This is a genomic window from Mycobacterium sp. WUMAC-067 (assembly GCF_020217485.1).
Lineage (GTDB): Bacteria > Actinomycetota > Actinomycetes > Mycobacteriales > Mycobacteriaceae > Mycobacterium.
The window spans coordinates 130781-146825 of record NZ_JAEKMI010000013.1; the positions used below are offsets into that span (position 1 = coordinate 130781).

The following is a 16045-nucleotide window of genomic DNA, read 5'->3' on the forward strand; positions in this document are numbered from 1 at the left end:
GCGCGGGCGGGCCGGACGAACACCGGCAACACCGTCGCACCCGCCCGCGCCCATCGAGGACAATGGTGAGGTGACAGGCACAACGTCCACCGATCGCCAAGCCCCAGGGGCGCAGCTGGTGATCTTCGATCTCGACGGCACGCTGACTGACTCCGCGGAGGGCATCGTGGCCAGCTTCCTGCATGCGCTCAACCACATCGGCGCCCCGGTGCCCCCCGGCGACCTCGTCGCCCAGATCGTGGGCCCGCCGATGGACGACACCTTCCGGTCGATGGAGCTCGGCGACGACGCCGAGGAGGCGATCGCGGCCTTCCGCGCCGAGTACGGCGCCCGGGGGTGGGCGATGAACGCGCTCTTCGACGGCATCGAGGCGCTGCTGGTCGATCTGCGCGCCGCCGGCGTCCGGCTGGCCGTGGCCACCTCGAAGCTGGAACCCACCGCGCGGCGCATCCTCGCCCACTTCGGGCTCGACCAGCATTTCGAAGTCATCGCCGGGGCGAGCCCCGACGGCTCCCGCAAAGCCAAGGTCGAGGTGCTCGCCCATGCGCTTTCGCAGCTGGAGCCGCTGCCCGAACGGGTGCTGATGGTCGGTGACCGCAGCCACGACGTGCACGGCGCGGCCGCGCACGGCATCGACACCGTGGTGGTCGGCTGGGGTTACGGCAAGGCGGACACGTTCAGCGGGGTGACGCACGCCGCGACCATCGACGAGCTGCGGAGGGCCCTGGGTGTCTGAGCGCGAGCCGCTGCACGTCACGTTCGTGTGCACCGGCAACATCTGCCGATCGGTGATGGCCGAGAAGATGTTCGCCGACCAACTGCGCCGCCGGGGTCTGGCGGACGCGGTGCGGGTGAGCAGCGCCGGAACCGGCAACTGGCACGTCGGCGAGTGCGCCGACGAGCGGGCCGCCGGCGTGCTGCGTGCCCACGGCTACCCGACCGAGCACCACGCCGCGCAGGTCGACGCCGAGCACCTGGCGGCCGATCTCGTGGTGGCCCTGGACCGCAACCACGCCCGGATGCTGCGGCACCTGGGCGCCGACGAGGACCGCGTCAAGATGCTGCGGTCTTTCGATCCGCGCACCGGCGCGCACACCCCCGACGTCGATGACCCCTACTACGGCGACGCAAGCGACTTCGAACGCGTCTACGCCGTCATCGAGGCCGCGCTGCCCGGCCTGCATGACTGGGTCGACGAACGCCTCGCGCAGAACGGGTCGGGGTGATGCGCAGGCTGGCGTTCGTGCTGCGCCCCGGCTGGATCGTGCTGGCACTGGTGGTCATCGCGTTCGCCTATCTGTGCTTCACGGTGCTCGCGCCGTGGCAGCTGGGAAAGCACAGCAGGACCTCGCAGGAGAACCACCAGATCGAGCACTCCCTGAACACCGCGCCCGTCCCGGTGAAATCCCTGCTGCCGCAGCAGAACTCGGCGGCCCCCGGGCAGCAGTGGCGTCAGGTCACCGCGACCGGCCATTACCTGCCCAACGTCCAGGTGCTGGCCCGGTTGCGGGTGATCGATTCCAAACCGGCGTTCGAGGTGCTCGCGCCCTTCGTCGTCGACGGCGGACCCACGGTGCTGGTCGACCGCGGTTACGTGCGCCCGTTGGAGGGATCTCGTGTTCCGCCCATCCCCCGCCCGCCGGCCGAGACGGTGACCATCACGGCGCGGCTGCGCAACTCAGAGCCCGCCGCCGCGGGCAAGGATCCGTTCGTGGGAGGCGGTGTGCAGCAGGTGTATTCGATCGACACCAGTCAGGTCGCGGTGCTGACCAAGGTCCCGCTGGCCGGGCCCTATCTGCAGTTGGTCGACGGTCAGCCCGGTGGGCTCGGGGTGGTCGGTGTGCCGCAGCTGGATGCCGGCCCGTTCCTGTCCTACGGCATCCAGTGGATCGCGTTCGGGATCCTCGCCCCGATCGGGCTGGGCTACTTCGCGTATTCCGAGATCCGGGCCCGCCGCCAGGAAAAGCAGCAGGGCCCCTCATCGGAGGCGGAGCCGGCGGAACAGGCGCCGCGGACGGTGGAGGACAAACTCGCCGACCGTTACGGCCGCCGCCGGTAACCGGCCAGCACCCCGGCCACGAGCGTGGCGCCCGCTTGCACCAGCGACGACAGCGTGACCGCCCGTCGCAGGTCGGCCACCGTGGGCTCCCGGCCGTCGCCGAGCGTGGGCCGGATCTGCAGCTCGTGGCGGTATTGGGTGGGCCCGCCCAGGCGCACACCCAGCGCCCCCGCGAACGCCGCCTCGACGACACCGGCGTTGGGGCTGGGATGGCGGCCGGCGTCGCGCCGCCACACCCGCGCCGCGCCCGACGGTGAGCCGCCGACCAGCGGCGCCAACGCCACCGCCAGCGACGCGGTCACCCGCGCGGCCAGGTAGTTGGCGACGTCGTCCAATCTGGCTGCGGCCCAGCCGAATCGGAGGTAGCGCGGCGAGCGGTAGCCGACCATGGAGTCCAGGGTGTTGATGCCGCGGTACGCCAGCACCGCGGGCACGCCGCCGGCGGCCGCGTAGAGCAGCGGCGCCACCTGGGCGTCGGAGGTGTTCTCGGCGACCGATTCCAGCGACGCCCGGGTCAGGCCCGCACCGTCCAGCGACGCGGGGTCGCGCCCGCACAGCGACGGCAGCAGCGCGCGGGCGCCCTCGATGTCGCCGCGCTCCAGCAGCTCCGACATGGCCAGCCCGGTGCGCGCCAACGACGTTCCCCCTAGGCAGGCCCAGGTGGCCGCGGCGGTCATCGCGATCGAGCACGGCCGGCCGCCGCGCCCCGCGGCCCGTTGCGCCGCCGCGCCGAGCAGGCCCAGCGACCCGATCAGCACGCCCACGTGGACGGCGCCGGCGCTCCTGCTCTCGCGGTAGGTCAGGTTCTCCCACGCGGCGGCGGCCCGGCCGAACGCGGCGACGGGATGGCCCCGGCGCGGGTCGCCCAGCGCGCGGTCGGCCAGGTAGCCGACCAGCACGCCGGCCAGGCGGGTGCGCGTCGCAAACACCCCGGCAGCGTCTCACACCGGAATTCACGAGCCCCATGAGGCATCGGCGAGAAAGCGAGGGTCGTGTCGCTTTGCCTGTGGGACAGGCGATCCCGGGAACGCCGGAGCCGCCGGCCCGTCGAGGGCTAGAGTCGACACCATGGCTTTCCCAGCGCTCAACCACGTCGCGGTCACGGTGCGTGATATCGAGGTCAGCGGCCCGTGGTATCGCAACCTGTTCGGCGCCGACCCGGTTCTCGACGAGCACACCGACGCCGGCTTCCGGCATCTGGTGTGGATGCTTGACGGCGACACGGTCTTCGGCATTCATCAGCACGTTCGCCGGGCGCCCGACGAACGATTCGACGAACTGCGGGTGGGCCTGGACCACGTCGGCTTCGGCTGCGCCGGCCGCGCCGAGCTGGAGAGCTGGGTCGCCCGGCTGGGCGAACTGGGCATCGACCACGGCGGCATCGTGGATGCGCCCTACGGCTCGGGGCTGAGTTTCCGCGACCCCGACGGCATCGCGCTGGAGTTCTTCGCCCCGTCCGGGACCTAAGCCCCGCCGACCCTAAGCCCCGCCGGACCTAAGCCCGCCCGAGTGTGCATTTCACGACGCGCTCTCGGCGTGTCGCGTCGTGAAATGCACACTCGCGAAAGGCAAGTCAGCGCACCGTCGCGAAGAACGCGCGGAGATCCTCGACGAACAGGTCCGGTTCCTCGAACGCCGCGAAATGCCCGCCGCGCGGCATGTCGGTCCAGTGGGTGATGTTGTAGACCGGCTCGCACCAGCTGCGCGGCGCCTTGAGCAGTTCGCCGGGGAAAGCCGCGACGCCCGTGGGCAATTCGACGCGATCGCCCCTGCCCCAGACCGCGAAGCTCTCCCAGTACAGGCGGGCCGAGGACGCGGCCGTGTTGGTCACCCAGTAGACCATCACGTTGTCGAGCAGCTCGTCGCGGCTCACCGCGTTCTCGGGGTGCCCGTCGCAATCCGCCCAGTCCCAGAACTTTTCGACGATCCACGCCAGCTGGCCCACCGGCGAATCGGCCAGCCCGTAGCCCAGCGTTTGCGGCCGAGTCGACTGCTGCTTGGAATACCCGGTGCCCCATTTGCGGTGATTGGCCAGCCCGGCCATCGCTCGTTGCTCTTCCTCGGTCGGATTCGACAGCGCTTCCTTCGTCGGTCTACCGACCGGCATGTTCAGGTGAATGGCCGCGCAGTGGCCCCGATTGCGGCCGATCTGGGTGGTGACCGCGGCGCCCCAGTCGCCGCCCTGGGCGCCGTAGCGGTCGTAGCCGAGGCGCAGCATCAGCGTTTCCCACGCCTCGGCGATCTTCTCCACGCCCCACCCCGCGCCGGTGGGTTTCCCGGAGAACCCGTACCCCGGCAGCGACGGACAGACGACGTGGAAGGCGTCCTCGGCGCGTCCCGACGCGGGGTTGGTCAGCGGCTCGATCACCTTGTGAAACTCCACGATCGAGCCCGGCCAGCCATGGGTGATCACCAACGGGAAGGCGTCGGCGTGCGGCGAGCGCTGGTGGATGAAATGGATGTCGAGCCCGTCGATCTCGGTGATGAACTGGTCGAAGCGATTGAGCCCCGCCTCCCGCGCCCGCCAGTCGTAGTCGTTGGCCCAATAGTCGGCCAGCTCGCGGGTGTAGGCCAGCGGCATGCCCTGGCTCCAGTCGTCGACGCATTCGGCCTCGGGCCAACGGGTTCGGGCCAGCCGCGCGCGCAGATCGTCGAGAACCTCGTCGGAAACATCGATGCGGAACGGTTTCACGCATTTCATAGTGCCGCCTTGCCCGCCAGGCCGTTCAGGGGCCTCGCCCGAACACAGCAGCGACGGCTACAGAAACGCCCGGTTGCCGTACCGGTCCAGCGAAACGAGTTCTCCAACCGGCCGACGCGTGGTGGGACCGTACTTGCCGATCGGCCAGCCCAAGGGAATCACCGCGCACGGAGTCACATTGCGCGGCAAACCCAAGGCGCGCCTTGCCAATAGCGTGCTCCACAGCGGCATGGTGATCAACGCCGCACCCAACCCGGCGGCGCGAGCCGCCAGCAACAGGTTCTGAATCGCGGGGTAGATGGAACCGTAGGCGCTACTCGCACCGATCGGGGGCCAGGGCGCAACGACACCCTTCAGGCATGCCACCACGACCACGGGGATGTCGTCGAAGTGGTCCGCCTGCCATCGCACAGCTTTCAATACCCGCAGCATCTTGTCGTCCCCGCGGCGCTGCAGGGTTCGCCGGTAGATGGGACCGAAGGCCTTCATGGCGGTGCGATTCAAGCGACCGAGCTTCGCGACCACCTCACGGTCCTTGACGACGATGAACTCCCAGTTCTGCGCGTTGGAACCGGTCGGCGCCTTCATCGCCAGTTCGAGCAGATGCAACACGAGCGAGTCGTCGACGGGATCGGACTTGAGGCGACGGATCGCGCGCTGGGTCCGCATCGCCTCTTCAAGAGGCATGTTCAGGGGTCCTTGTTGGGTCATGACGATGATTCAACACGGCCGGGCCACTGACGGTCGCCCGCGCGCCCCGGTGCGCCGGGCGCGCACCGGCACGCGAGGATGTGAGCATGGATCCCAGGCTGACGGCGCGGGTGGAGCACTCTCGGCCGATCCCGTTGCTCGTCTGGGAATTCGGCGAGCCCCGGCTGTGCATCTCGTCGGGCCCGCTCGGCGGCGGCGTCGGCGCCCGCGACTGGTTGGTCAACGCGACGGTCCCCCTGGATTACGACCGGACGGACCCGGACCGCCACCTGACCGAGATCGGCGCCGCGGTCGGGCTTGTCGGCACCGGCTGCGGGCTGCTCACCGCGGTCGACGTGACCCGCCACCACCGCGCCGCCGACGGCGGCGTGCACGCGACCGCGACCGTCGGGCTCTCCAGCCCGGCATGGGCGGCCGCGCCCGATCGGCACTTCCGCCGGGAGGTGCCGGCCGGCCTGCGCACGACGGCGTTCACCGACTACGAGATCGTCGAGTACCGGCCGCTCACCGACGGCGACGGCTACCGGGTGGGGACCATCAACATCGTGGTCGCGGTGCCGGTCCGGCTGTCCGGGGCGGCCCTGGTCAACGCCGTGGCCACCGCCACGGAGGCCAAGACGCAGGCGTTACACGAGGCCGGGGTGCGCGCCACCGGAACGGCGTCGGACGCGGTCGTCGTGCACTGCCCGACGGACGGGGCCGAGGAGATCTACGGCGGGCCGCGCTCGGTGTTCGGCGCCCGGATCGCCCGAGCGGTACACGCCGCGGTGCTCGCCGGCGCCCGGTCCTGGATATCGGGGCCCGAATACCCCGAGGGCCGCTCGCGAGCGTAACGGCACGGCGAAATCCGGGGCAAAAGTCGCAGCCAGGTTACACTCGCGAGCCGCCAAAATTGGTGGGCGCGGACGGTATCGAACCGCCGACCGCTGGTGTGTAAAACCAGAGCTCTACCACTGAGCTACGCGCCCGTTGCTGCGGGCAGGCTACCCGCCCGCCGGCCAAGTCCCCAAAATCAGGCCCTCAAGGCCGCCAGGGCGTCGGTCCACAGCCGCTGATCGCGTGACTCGCCGGGCTGCTTCATCTCGGCGAATCGAATGATCCCGGACCGGTCGATGACGAACGTCCCGCGATTGGAGTAGCCGGCGTCGTCGTTGAACACGCCGTAGCTCTGGCTGACCGCGCCGTGCGGCCAGAAATCCGACAGCACCGGGAAGGTGAAGCCGCTGTCCAGCGACCAGACCCGGTGCGTGGGCGGCGGACCCACCGAGATGGCCAGCGTCGCGCTGTCGTCGTTCTCGAAGTCGGGCAGGTGATCCCGCAGCTGGTCCAGCTCGCCCTGGCAGATCCCGGTGAACGCCAGCGGGAAGAACACCAGCAGAACGTTCTTGGCGCCGCGGTAGGAGCTCAGCGTGACGCGCTGTTGGTTCTGGTCGCGCAGAGTGAAGTCCGGGGCGGCGGTGCCGACCGGCAACATCAACGCTTCCCGGCCCGGGACTTGGGCTGCACCAACCGGCTGGCGGCCCAATCGCCCAGGTTGACCGACGAGGTCGGCATCAGACCGGCGGTCGGGGCCGCCTCGGCGATCTCGGCCGGCAGCACGTGCCCGGGCTTTCCCGTCTTGGGGGTCAGCACCCAGATCACGCCGTCCTCGGCGAGCGGCCCGATCGCGTCCATCAGCGTGTCCACCAGGTCGCCGTCGCCGTCGCGCCACCACAGCAGCACGACGTCGACTACCTCGTCGGTGTCCTCGTCGAGCAGCTCGCTGCCGCAAGCCTCCTCGACCGCCGCGCGGATCTCATCGTCGGTGTCTTCGTCCCAGCCCCACTCCTGGACAACTTGGTCCCGTTGGATGCCCAGTTTGCGAGCGTAGCTCGGGGCGTCATCCGCCGCGACCACCGTGGAGCCTCCTTCAATTCCCTCGCGATGTGCGATTCGGGATTATCGTCGCACAGCGCGAACCCGGTTCACACTGCCACCTCATTACGTTGCCAAGCAGAGTTTGATCGCCTTCTTTTTCGTGTCGTTGAGCTGATCGACGCGTTTGTTGAATTCCGACGTCCCCGCGTGTGTGCCAATGGCGTTGGCCACCGAGTGCGCGGCGTCGATGTAGGCGTTGAACGCGTCCTTGATCTGCTGCGACATCGCGTCACTGAAGCTGTTGGCCACCGTGGTGGCGCTGTCGTTGAGGGCGTCGATCGCCGGGCCCTCGGTGGGGCCGGTGCCGCGGCCCGAATTGAACGCCTGCACGAATTCGTTGGTCTTGTCGATCGCGTTCTTGCTGGTGGTGATCAGCGAGGCGCAGGCGGTGCGCACCGCCTTGGTGGTCAGCGACTGCTGGCGCTGGGACTCCCGGACGCTCGACGTGGCCGACGAGGCCGACACCGACGCGGACACCGACTGGCGGTAGGCCGGGGCCACTTTGGTGTCCGGGGTCGCCGTTCCGTTGGTGACGGAGGTGCATCCCACGATGCCCATCAGCGCGGCGGCGACACAGCCAAGGGCCAAAGCGCCACGCCGGGGGAAAGCCCCCACCTGCCTCGGGGGGACGGCACGCCACCGGATGAGCACGGGCCTGACGTTACCGGGTGGCTTGTACACCCGCCCCATACACGCCGAGTTGGTGTGCCCGATCGGGTATTCGATGGCGGCTGCCCGCCCGAAACACCGGTGCGGCACGATGGTGGAGAGGGTGCGACCCGCCCTCACGTCACACATCCCGCCAATTACAGGAGTAGTGGGTTGACAACCGAATTCGTGCGCCACGACCTGGCCACAAGTCCCAACAACGCCACCGAACCCGACCGCGTCCGGGTGATCCGCGAGGGGGTGGCTTCCTACCTCCCCGACATCGATCCCGAAGAGACCTCGGAGTGGTTGGAGTCCTTCGATGAACTGCTGGAGCGCTCCGGCCCGTCGCGGGCGCGCTACCTGATGTTGCGGCTGCTGGAACGGGCGGGCGAGCAGCGCGTTGCCATTCCTTCGCTGACGTCCACCGACTACGTCAACACCATCCCGACCGAACTGGAGCCGTGGTTCCCCGGCGACGAGGACGTCGAGCGGCGCTACCGGGCGTGGATCCGCTGGAACGCCGCCATCATGGTGCACCGCGCCCAGCGCCCGGGAGTCGGTGTGGGAGGCCACATTTCGACTTACGCGTCGTCCGCGGCGCTCTACGAGGTCGGCTTCAACCACTTCTTCCGCGGCAAGTCGCATCCCGGCGGTGGGGACCAGGTGTTCATCCAGGGCCACGCGTCCCCGGGGATCTACGCGCGGGCGTTCCTGGAGGGGCGGCTGACGACCGACCAACTCGACGGCTTCCGCCAGGAGCACAGCCACCCCGGCGGCGGCCTGCCGTCCTACCCCCACCCGCGGCTGATGCCCGACTTCTGGGAATTCCCCACGGTGTCGATGGGTCTGGGCCCGATGAACGCGATCTATCAGGCCCGGTTCAACCACTACCTGCACGACCGCGGCATAAAGGACACCTCCGACCAGCACGTGTGGTGCTTTTTGGGCGACGGCGAGATGGACGAGCCGGAAAGCCGCGGCCTGCTGCACGTCGGCGCGCTCGAGGGCCTGGACAACCTGACGTTCGTGATCAACTGCAACCTGCAGCGCCTCGACGGCCCGGTGCGCGGCAACGGCAAGATCATTCAGGAACTCGAGTCGTTCTTCCGCGGCGCCGGCTGGAACGTCATCAAGGTGGTCTGGGGACGCGAGTGGGACGCCCTGCTGCACGCCGACCGCGACGGCGCGCTGGTGAACCTGATGAACACCACGCCCGACGGCGACTACCAGACCTATAAGGCCAACGACGGCGCCTACGTGCGCGACCACTTCTTCGGGCGCGACCCGCGCACCAAGGCGCTCGTCGCGAACATGAGCGACTCCGAGATTTGGAATCTCAAGCGCGGCGGCCACGACTACCGCAAGGTCTACGCCGCCTACCGGGCCGCCGTCGACCACAAGGGGCAGCCCACGGTGATCTTGGCCAAGACCATCAAGGGCTACTCGCTGGGCGCGCACTTCCAGGGCCGCAACGCCACGCATCAGATGAAAAAGCTTGCGCTGCAAGACCTCAAGGACTTCCGCGACGCCATGCGGATACCGATCAACGACGCCCAGCTGGAAGAGGATCCGTACCTGCCGCCCTACTTCCACCCCGGCTCCGACGCCCCGGAGATCCGCTACATGATCGACCGCCGGCGCACGCTCGGCGGCTACGTTCCCGAGCGCCCGACGAAGGCCAAGGCGTTGCGGCTCCCCAGCCGCGACATCTACGCCGCGCTGAAGAAGGGATCGGGAACCCAGGAGGTCGCCACCACCATGGCGACGGTGCGCACCTTCAAGGAAGTGTTGCGGGACAAGGAGGTTGGGCCGCGGATCGTCCCGATCATTCCCGACGAGGCCCGCACCTTCGGCATGGACTCGTGGTTCCCGTCGCTGAAGATCTACAACCGCAACGGCCAGCTGTACACCGCCGTGGACGCCGATCTGATGTTGGCCTACAAGGAAAGCGAAGTCGGCCACATCCTGCACGAGGGCATCAACGAGGCCGGGTCGGTGGCGTCGTTCATCGCGGCCGGCACGTCGTATGCGACGCACAACGAGCCGATGATCCCGATCTACATCTTCTATTCGATGTTCGGGTTCCAGCGCACCGGTGACGGCCTGTGGGCGGCCGCCGACCAGATGACGCGCGGCTTTTTGTTGGGAGCCACCGCGGGACGCACCACGCTGACCGGCGAGGGGCTGCAGCACGCCGACGGGCATTCGCTGCTGCTGGCGAGCACCAATCCGGCGGTGGTCGCCTACGATCCGGCGTTCGCCTACGAGATCGCCTACATCGTGGAAAGCGGGCTGGCCCGGATGTTCGGGCAGGACCCCGAGAACGTGTTCTTCTACATCACCATCTACAACGAGCCGTACGTGCAGCCGCCCGAGCCGGAAAACTTCGATCCCGAGGGCGTGCTGCGGGGCCTGTACCGCTACCACGCCGCCACCGAGCAGCGCGCCAACAAGGCACAGATCCTGGCGTCGGGGGTGTCGATGCCGGCCGCCCTGGACGCCGCGAAGATGCTAGCAGCCGAATGGGACGTCGCCGCCGACGTGTGGTCGGTGACCAGTTGGGGCGAGTTGAACCGCGACGGCGTCGCGATGGACAGGGCGAGGCTGCGCCATCCGGACCGGCCGGCCGGCGTCCCGTACGTCACCCATGCCCTGTCGAACGCCGTCGGCCCGGTGGTCGCCGTCTCGGATTGGATGCGTGCGGTTCCCGAGCAGATCCGGCCGTGGGTGCCGGGCACCTACGTCACCCTGGGCACCGACGGGTTCGGCTTCTCCGACACCCGGCCCGCGGCGCGGCGCTACTTCAACACCGACGCCGAGTCGCAGGTGGTGGCCGTGCTCGAGGCGCTGGCGCGCGACGGTGAGATCGACCCCTCGGTGCCGGTCGCCGCCGCCCGCCAGTATCGGATCGACGACGTCCAGGCCGCCCCGGAGCAGACGTCCGACCCGGGCGTGGCCTAAGGGCGGCGGTCGCCCGCCGGGCCGTTCCCCGGGCCATTCACCCCTTGGGCTTCCTCGCCGAGCGTGACGCCAGCGTCACGTTGGGCGTCGAGCGTGACACCAGCGTCACGCTCGGCGCCCGAGGGGACCCACCCCGCACGCGCCACGCGCCGCCTTTGGCGGAAACTTCCAGAAAAGTCGCGTAGCTTTTAGGGATGAGTGACAACCCCTTTGCCGGTCCGTTCGCCAAGCACCCCCGGTCGCCGCTCGAAAACCTGGATGCGGTGCCCGAATCGGTGCTGCGGAGGCTCAAGCAGTACTCCGGGCGGCTGGCCACCGAGGCGGTCGCCGCCATGCAGGATCGGTTGCCGTTCTTCGCCGACCTGGAGGCGTCCCAGCGGGCCAGCGTGGCGCTGGTGGTGCAGACGGCCGTCGTCAACTTCGTCGAGTGGATGCAAGATCCGCACAGCAACGTCAGCTACACCGCGCAGGCCTTCGAGCTGGTGCCCCAGGAGCTGCAGCGCCGCATCGCGTTGCGCCACAGCGTCGACATGGTCCGCGTCACCATGGACATCTTCGAGGAGGTGGTCCCGCTGCTGGCCCGCTCCGAGGAGCAGCTGACCGCGCTGACCGTGGGCATCCTGAAGTACACCCGCGACCTGGCGTTCACCGCGGCCGGCGCGTACGCCGACGCGGCCGAGGCGCGCGGCACCTGGGACAGCCGGATGGAGGCCAGCGTGGTCGACGCGGTGGTCCGCGGCGACACCGGCCCGGAGCTGCTGTCCCGGGCGGCGGCGCTGAACTGGGACACCACGGCGCCGGCGACGGTGGTGGTCGGAACCCCGGCCCCCGGACGCGACGGGTCGACCGGCCCGGGCGACAGTGAGCGCGCGAGTCAGCGCGTCCGCGACATCGCCGCGCAACACGGCCGCGCGGCCCTCACCGACGTGCACGGCACCTGGCTGGTCGCCATCGTGTCCGGGCAATTGTCGCCAACCGACAAGTTTCTCGGCGATCTGCTGGTCGCGTTCGCCGACGGCCCCGTGGTGGTCGGGCCGACGGCGCCCATGCTGACGGCGGCCTATCACAGCGCCAGCGAGGCCATCTCCGGGATGAACGCGGTCGGCGGTTGGCGCGGGGCGCCGCGCCCCGTGCCGGCCCGTGAGCTCCTGCCGGAGCGGGCCTTGATGGGCGACGCGTCGGCGATCGTGGCGCTGCACACCGACGTGATGGGGCCGTTGGCCGACGCCGGTCCGACGCTGATCGAGACTCTTGACGCTTACTTAGATTGTGGCGGCGCGATTGAAGCTTGTGCCAGAAAGTTGTTCGTTCATCCAAACACGGTGCGCTACCGACTCAAGCGGATCACCGACTTCACCGGCCGCGATCCCATGCAGCCGCGTGATGCATATGTGCTGCGAGTGGCGGCGACGGTGGGCCAACTCAACTATCCGACGAATCCCGCCAGCGCCACCAACAACGCCATGCCCGCGGTTCCGCTGCCGCTCAAAGGGGCTGTCGCCGGTCAAACCGGGTGATAGTGACCCAGGCGACAGGTCGCGGGACGATATCAAACCCGTAGCTTACGGAGCCGTTTTGTAGGGTGTACACAAAAACCTAAGACGAGGTTCATAATCTGTTACACCCGCCAAAACCGTTTCCACAGTGTTCTCTTAAACACGTGATTGCATTGCTTGCGCCCGGACAGGGTTCGCAGACCGAGGGGATGCTCTCGCCATGGCTGGAGCTCGCCGGCGCCGCCGACCAGTTGGCGCTGTGGTCCAAGGCCAGTGGCCTCGACCTCGTGCGCCTGGGCACCACCGCATCGACCGACGAGATCACCGACACCGCGGTCACCCAGCCGCTGGTCGTCGCCGCCACGCTGCTCGCCCACCAGGAGCTGACCAAGCGCGGCCTGCTCGCCGGTCAGGACCTGGTCGTGGCCGGCCACTCCGTCGGTGAGATCGCCGCCTACGCGATCGCCGGCGTGATGGCCGCGGACGACGCCGTCGCCCTGGCCGCCACGCGGGGCGCCGAGATGGCCAAGGCGTGCGCCGTCGAGCCCACCGGCATGTCCGCGGTGCTCGGCGGTGACGAGGCCGAGGTCCTGGCCCGCCTCGAGCAGCTCGACCTGTTCCCCGCCAACCGCAACGCCGCCGGGCAGATCGTCGCCGCCGGATCGCTGGCCGCGCTGGAGAAGCTCGCCGAAGACCCCCCGGCCAAGGCCCGGGTGCGCGCACTGGGTGTGGCCGGCGCGTTCCACACCAAGTACATGGCGTCGGCGCTCGACGGCTACGCCGCCGCGGCGGCCGCCATCCAGACGGCCGAGCCCACCGCGACGCTGCTGTCGAACCGCGACGGCAAGCCCGTCACCTCGGCCGCCGCGGCGATGGAGGCGCTCGTCGCCCAGCTGACCCAGCCGGTGCGCTGGGACCTGTGCACCGCGACGCTGCGCGAGCTGGAAGTTGGTGCGGCCGTGGAGTTCCCGCCTGCGGGCACGCTCACCGGTATCGCCAAACGAGAACTTCGGGGAGTTACGGCTCGTGCCGTCAAGTCGCCCGCAGACCTGGAGGCTTTGGCTGAGCTGTAAGTCAGCCGCATCCAGTACAACCACATAACACGTCAGTTCGACTAACTCACAACACATTACGAAGGGAAGCACGCTGTGGCTGTCAGCCAGGAAGAAATCATCGCCGGTATCGCCGAGATCATCGAAGAGGTAACCGGTATCGAGCCCTCCGAGGTCACCCCGGAGAAGTCGTTCGTCGACGACCTGGACATCGACTCGCTGTCGATGGTCGAGATCGCCGTGCAGACGGAGGACAAGTACGGCGTCAAGATCCCGGACGAGGACCTCGCCGGTCTGCGCACCGTCGGTGACGTCGTCTCCTACATCCAGAAGCTCGAGGAAGAGAACCCCGAAGCTGCCGAGGCGCTGCGCGCCAAGCTGGAGACCGAGAACCCCGACGCGGTCGCCAACGTCAAGGCAAGGCTGGAAGCGGACACCAAGTGAGTAAGCCTTCCACTGCTAACGGCGGTTACCCCAGCGTTGTGGTAACCGCCGTCACGGCGACGACGTCGATCGCGCCGGACGTCGAGAGCACGTGGAAGGGTTTGTTGGCCGGCGAAAGCGGCATCCACGTCCTCGAAGACGACTACATCACCAAATGGGACCTGCCCGTAAAGATCGGTGGACACCTCAAGGAGCCCATCGACGAGCAGATGAGCAGGCTCGACATGCGGCGGATGTCGTACGTCCAGCGGCTGGCCAAGATGCTCAGCACCCAGCTGTGGGAGACCGCCGGCAACCCGGAGCTCGACCCCGACCGGTTCTCGGTCGTGGTCGGCACCGGCCTCGGTGGCGCCGAAAGGATCGTGGAGAGCTACGACCTGATGAACGAGGGCGGCCCCCGCAAGGTGTCGCCGCTGGCCGTGCAGATGATCATGCCCAACGGCGCCGCCGCCGTGGTGGGTCTGCAGCTCGGCGCCCGCGCCGGCGTGATCACCCCGGTTTCGGCGTGTTCGTCGGGCTCGGAGGCGATCGCCCACGCATGGCGCCAGATCGTCATGGGTGACGCCGACGTCGCCGTGTGCGGTGGCGTCGAGGGCCCCATCGAGGCGCTGCCGATCGCGGCGTTTTCGATGATGCGGGCCATGTCGACTCGCAACGATGAGCCCGAGCGCGCATCGCGGCCGTTCGACAAGGACCGCGACGGCTTCGTGTTCGGCGAGGCCGGGGCGCTGATGCTCATCGAGACCGAGGAGCACGCCAAGGCCCGCGGCGCCAAGCCGCTGGCCCGGTTGATGGGCGCCGGCATCACGTCGGACGCGTTCCACATGGTGGCCCCCGCGGCCGACGGTGTGCGTGCGGGTCGGGCGATGACGCGGTCGCTCGAGCTGGCGGGGTTGTCCCCCAAGGACGTTGACCACGTCAACGCCCACGGGACCGCCACGCCGATCGGTGACACCGCGGAGGCCAACGCCATCCGGGTCGCCGGTTGCCAGCAGGCGGCCGTCTACGCGCCGAAGTCGGCGCTCGGCCACTCGATCGGTGCGGTCGGGGCTCTCGAGTCGGTGCTCACGGTGCTGAGCCTGCGCGATGGCGTCATCCCGCCCACCCTGAATTACGAAACCCCCGATCCCGAGATCGACCTGGATGTTGTTGCGGGCGAACCTCGCTACGGCGATTTCCGTTACGCGATCAACAACTCGTTCGGCTTCGGTGGCCACAACGTGGCGCTCGCCTTCGGGCGTTACTAAAGCTGGCGTCCGGCGACGACGCGGGCCGCAAAGGGCCCGAGGAGGAGCCGGACACCACGGAAGGTGGTGACCCGCTTCCCCCGGCCTCGCCGGGAGAGCGATCACCACGAAGCACGAAAGGAACGTTCGCAAGACCCATGACAGAGCTGGTTACCGGGAAGACACTCCCGAACGTGGTCGTCACTGGCGTTGCCATGACGACCGCACTGGCGACTGACGCCGAGACCACCTGGAAGCTGTTGCTGGACAGCCAAAGTGGTATCCGCAAACTCGAGGATCCGTTCGTCGAGGAGTTTGACCTGCCGGTGCGCATCGGCGGTCATCTGTTAGAGGAGTTCGATAGCCAGCTGACCCGCGTCGAGCTGCGCCGGTCGGGCTACCTGCAGCGGATGTCGACCATCTTGAGCCGGCGGGTCTGGGAGAACGCCGGCTCGCCCGAGGTCGACAGCGACCGCCTGCTGGTGTCGATCGGTACCGGTTTGGGTTCGTCGGAGGAGATGGTCTTCAGCTACGACGACATGCGCGCTCGTGGCATGAAGGCCGTCTCCCCGCTCGGCGTGCAGAAGTACATGCCCAACGGGGCGGCCGCGGCGGTGGGCCTGGAACGGCACGCGAAAGCCGGGGTTCTCACGCCCATTTCGGCATGCGCGTCCGGCTCCGAGGGCATCGCCCAGGCGTGGCGCAACATCGTGTTCGGGGAGGCCGACATCGCGATCTGCGGTGGCGTCGAGACCCGGATCGAAGCGGTGCCGATCGCGGCGTTCGCCCAGATGCGGATCGTGATGTCCACCAAGAACGACGACCCC

16 protein-coding genes, 1 tRNA gene and 1 pseudogene are annotated in these 16045 nt (G+C 68.8%); 11 read left to right on the top strand and 7 right to left on the bottom strand.

The annotated features are described in order from the left end of the window. The first annotated feature begins 70 nt into the window (after positions 1 to 70). Genes JF781_RS12005 through JF781_RS12015 form a run of 3 tightly spaced genes read left to right on the top strand, consistent with a single transcriptional unit; the run spans position 71 to position 2059 of the window. Positions 71 to 736: an HAD-IA family hydrolase gene (locus tag JF781_RS12005; protein ID WP_225329019.1), complete on the top strand. Its 666-nt coding sequence runs from the start codon at positions 71 to 73 to the stop codon at positions 734 to 736. Beyond that, positions 729 to 1226 (top strand): low molecular weight protein-tyrosine-phosphatase, encoded by a 498-nt coding sequence (locus tag JF781_RS12010; RefSeq protein WP_225329018.1) that lies wholly within the window; start codon positions 729 to 731, stop codon positions 1224 to 1226. The genes JF781_RS12005 and JF781_RS12010 overlap by 8 nt, the downstream gene beginning before the upstream one ends. After that, positions 1226 to 2059, top strand: coding sequence for an SURF1 family protein (locus JF781_RS12015; RefSeq protein ID WP_225329017.1), 834 nt, complete (start codon positions 1226 to 1228; stop codon positions 2057 to 2059). The genes JF781_RS12010 and JF781_RS12015 overlap by 1 nt, the downstream gene beginning before the upstream one ends. Here JF781_RS12015 and JF781_RS12020 read toward each other — a convergent pair. Further along, positions 2041 to 2988 carry a cobalamin biosynthesis protein gene (locus tag JF781_RS12020; RefSeq protein WP_225329016.1) on the bottom strand — a complete coding sequence of 316 codons (948 nt, stop codon included), beginning with the start codon at positions 2986 to 2988 and terminating at the stop codon, positions 2041 to 2043. The genes JF781_RS12015 and JF781_RS12020 overlap by 19 nt on opposite strands. Before the next feature lie 139 nt (positions 2989 to 3127). On the opposite strand from JF781_RS12020, the gene JF781_RS12025 reads away from it, so the two are divergent. Continuing rightward, positions 3128 to 3526 carry a VOC family protein gene (locus JF781_RS12025; RefSeq protein ID WP_225329015.1) on the top strand — a complete coding sequence of 133 codons (399 nt, stop codon included), beginning with the start codon at positions 3128 to 3130 and terminating at the stop codon, positions 3524 to 3526. A 106-nt stretch (positions 3527 to 3632) separates the two neighbouring features. Here the strand turns inward: JF781_RS12025 and JF781_RS12030 are convergent, their stop codons facing one another. Beyond that, complete coding sequence (locus JF781_RS12030; protein WP_225329014.1) at positions 3633 to 4760, bottom strand: epoxide hydrolase family protein; 1128 nt, start codon at positions 4758 to 4760, stop codon at positions 3633 to 3635. A 57-nt stretch (positions 4761 to 4817) separates the two neighbouring features. Then, on the bottom strand, positions 4818 to 5447 hold the full coding sequence (locus JF781_RS12035; protein WP_225329013.1) for a nitroreductase family protein: 630 nt from the start codon (positions 5445 to 5447) through the stop codon (positions 4818 to 4820). Positions 5448 to 5581: 134 nt separating this feature from the next. Between JF781_RS12035 and JF781_RS12040 the strand changes: the two genes are divergently transcribed. After that, complete coding sequence (locus tag JF781_RS12040) at positions 5582 to 6304, top strand: adenosylcobinamide amidohydrolase (protein ID WP_374109695.1); 723 nt, start codon at positions 5582 to 5584, stop codon at positions 6302 to 6304. Between the two features lie 60 nt (positions 6305 to 6364). Here the strand turns inward: JF781_RS12040 and JF781_RS12045 are convergent. The 4 genes from JF781_RS12045 to JF781_RS12060 all read right to left on the bottom strand — a co-directional run bounded on the left by JF781_RS12045 (position 6365) and on the right by JF781_RS12060 (position 8039). Continuing rightward, positions 6365 to 6439 (bottom strand) — tRNA-Val (locus JF781_RS12045). Between the two features lie 44 nt (positions 6440 to 6483). Next, positions 6484 to 6945 (bottom strand): peroxiredoxin, encoded by a 462-nt coding sequence (locus JF781_RS12050; protein ID WP_225329011.1) that lies wholly within the window; start codon positions 6943 to 6945, stop codon positions 6484 to 6486. After that, on the bottom strand, positions 6945 to 7367 hold the full coding sequence (locus JF781_RS12055) for a DUF3052 domain-containing protein (RefSeq protein ID WP_225329010.1): 423 nt from the start codon (positions 7365 to 7367) through the stop codon (positions 6945 to 6947). The genes JF781_RS12050 and JF781_RS12055 overlap by 1 nt, the downstream gene beginning before the upstream one ends. A gap of 84 nt (positions 7368 to 7451) precedes the next feature. After that, positions 7452 to 8039 (bottom strand): hypothetical protein, encoded by a 588-nt coding sequence (locus JF781_RS12060; protein WP_225329035.1) that lies wholly within the window; start codon positions 8037 to 8039, stop codon positions 7452 to 7454. Between the two features lie 171 nt (positions 8040 to 8210). Here JF781_RS12060 and aceE point away from each other — a divergent pair, with 171 nt between their 5' ends. The 6 genes and pseudogenes from aceE to kasB all read left to right on the top strand — a co-directional run. Continuing rightward, positions 8211 to 11000 (top strand): pyruvate dehydrogenase (acetyl-transferring), homodimeric type, encoded by a 2790-nt coding sequence (gene aceE / locus JF781_RS12065; protein WP_225329009.1) that lies wholly within the window; start codon positions 8211 to 8213, stop codon positions 10998 to 11000. 194 nt (positions 11001 to 11194) lie between these two features. Continuing rightward, on the top strand, positions 11195 to 12517 hold the full coding sequence (locus JF781_RS12070) for a CdaR family transcriptional regulator (RefSeq protein ID WP_225329008.1): 1323 nt from the start codon (positions 11195 to 11197) through the stop codon (positions 12515 to 12517). A 143-nt stretch (positions 12518 to 12660) separates the two neighbouring features. Further along, a complete protein-coding gene (locus JF781_RS12075; protein ID WP_225329007.1) occupies positions 12661 to 13569 on the top strand; it encodes an ACP S-malonyltransferase in 909 nt (302 codons plus the stop codon). 75 nt (positions 13570 to 13644) lie between these two features. Further along, positions 13645 to 13992 carry a meromycolate extension acyl carrier protein AcpM gene (gene acpM / locus JF781_RS12080; protein WP_008255908.1) on the top strand — a complete coding sequence of 116 codons (348 nt, stop codon included), beginning with the start codon at positions 13645 to 13647 and terminating at the stop codon, positions 13990 to 13992. After that, the gene (kasA, locus tag JF781_RS12085) at positions 13989 to 15239 is read left to right on the top strand and encodes a 3-oxoacyl-ACP synthase KasA (protein ID WP_225329006.1); all 1251 of its coding nucleotides are present in this window, start codon (positions 13989 to 13991) and stop codon (positions 15237 to 15239) included. The genes acpM and kasA overlap by 4 nt, the downstream gene beginning before the upstream one ends. A 137-nt stretch (positions 15240 to 15376) precedes the next feature. After that, positions 15377 to 16045, top strand: a pseudogene (kasB, locus tag JF781_RS12090) (3-oxoacyl-ACP synthase KasB); the annotation flags it as partial.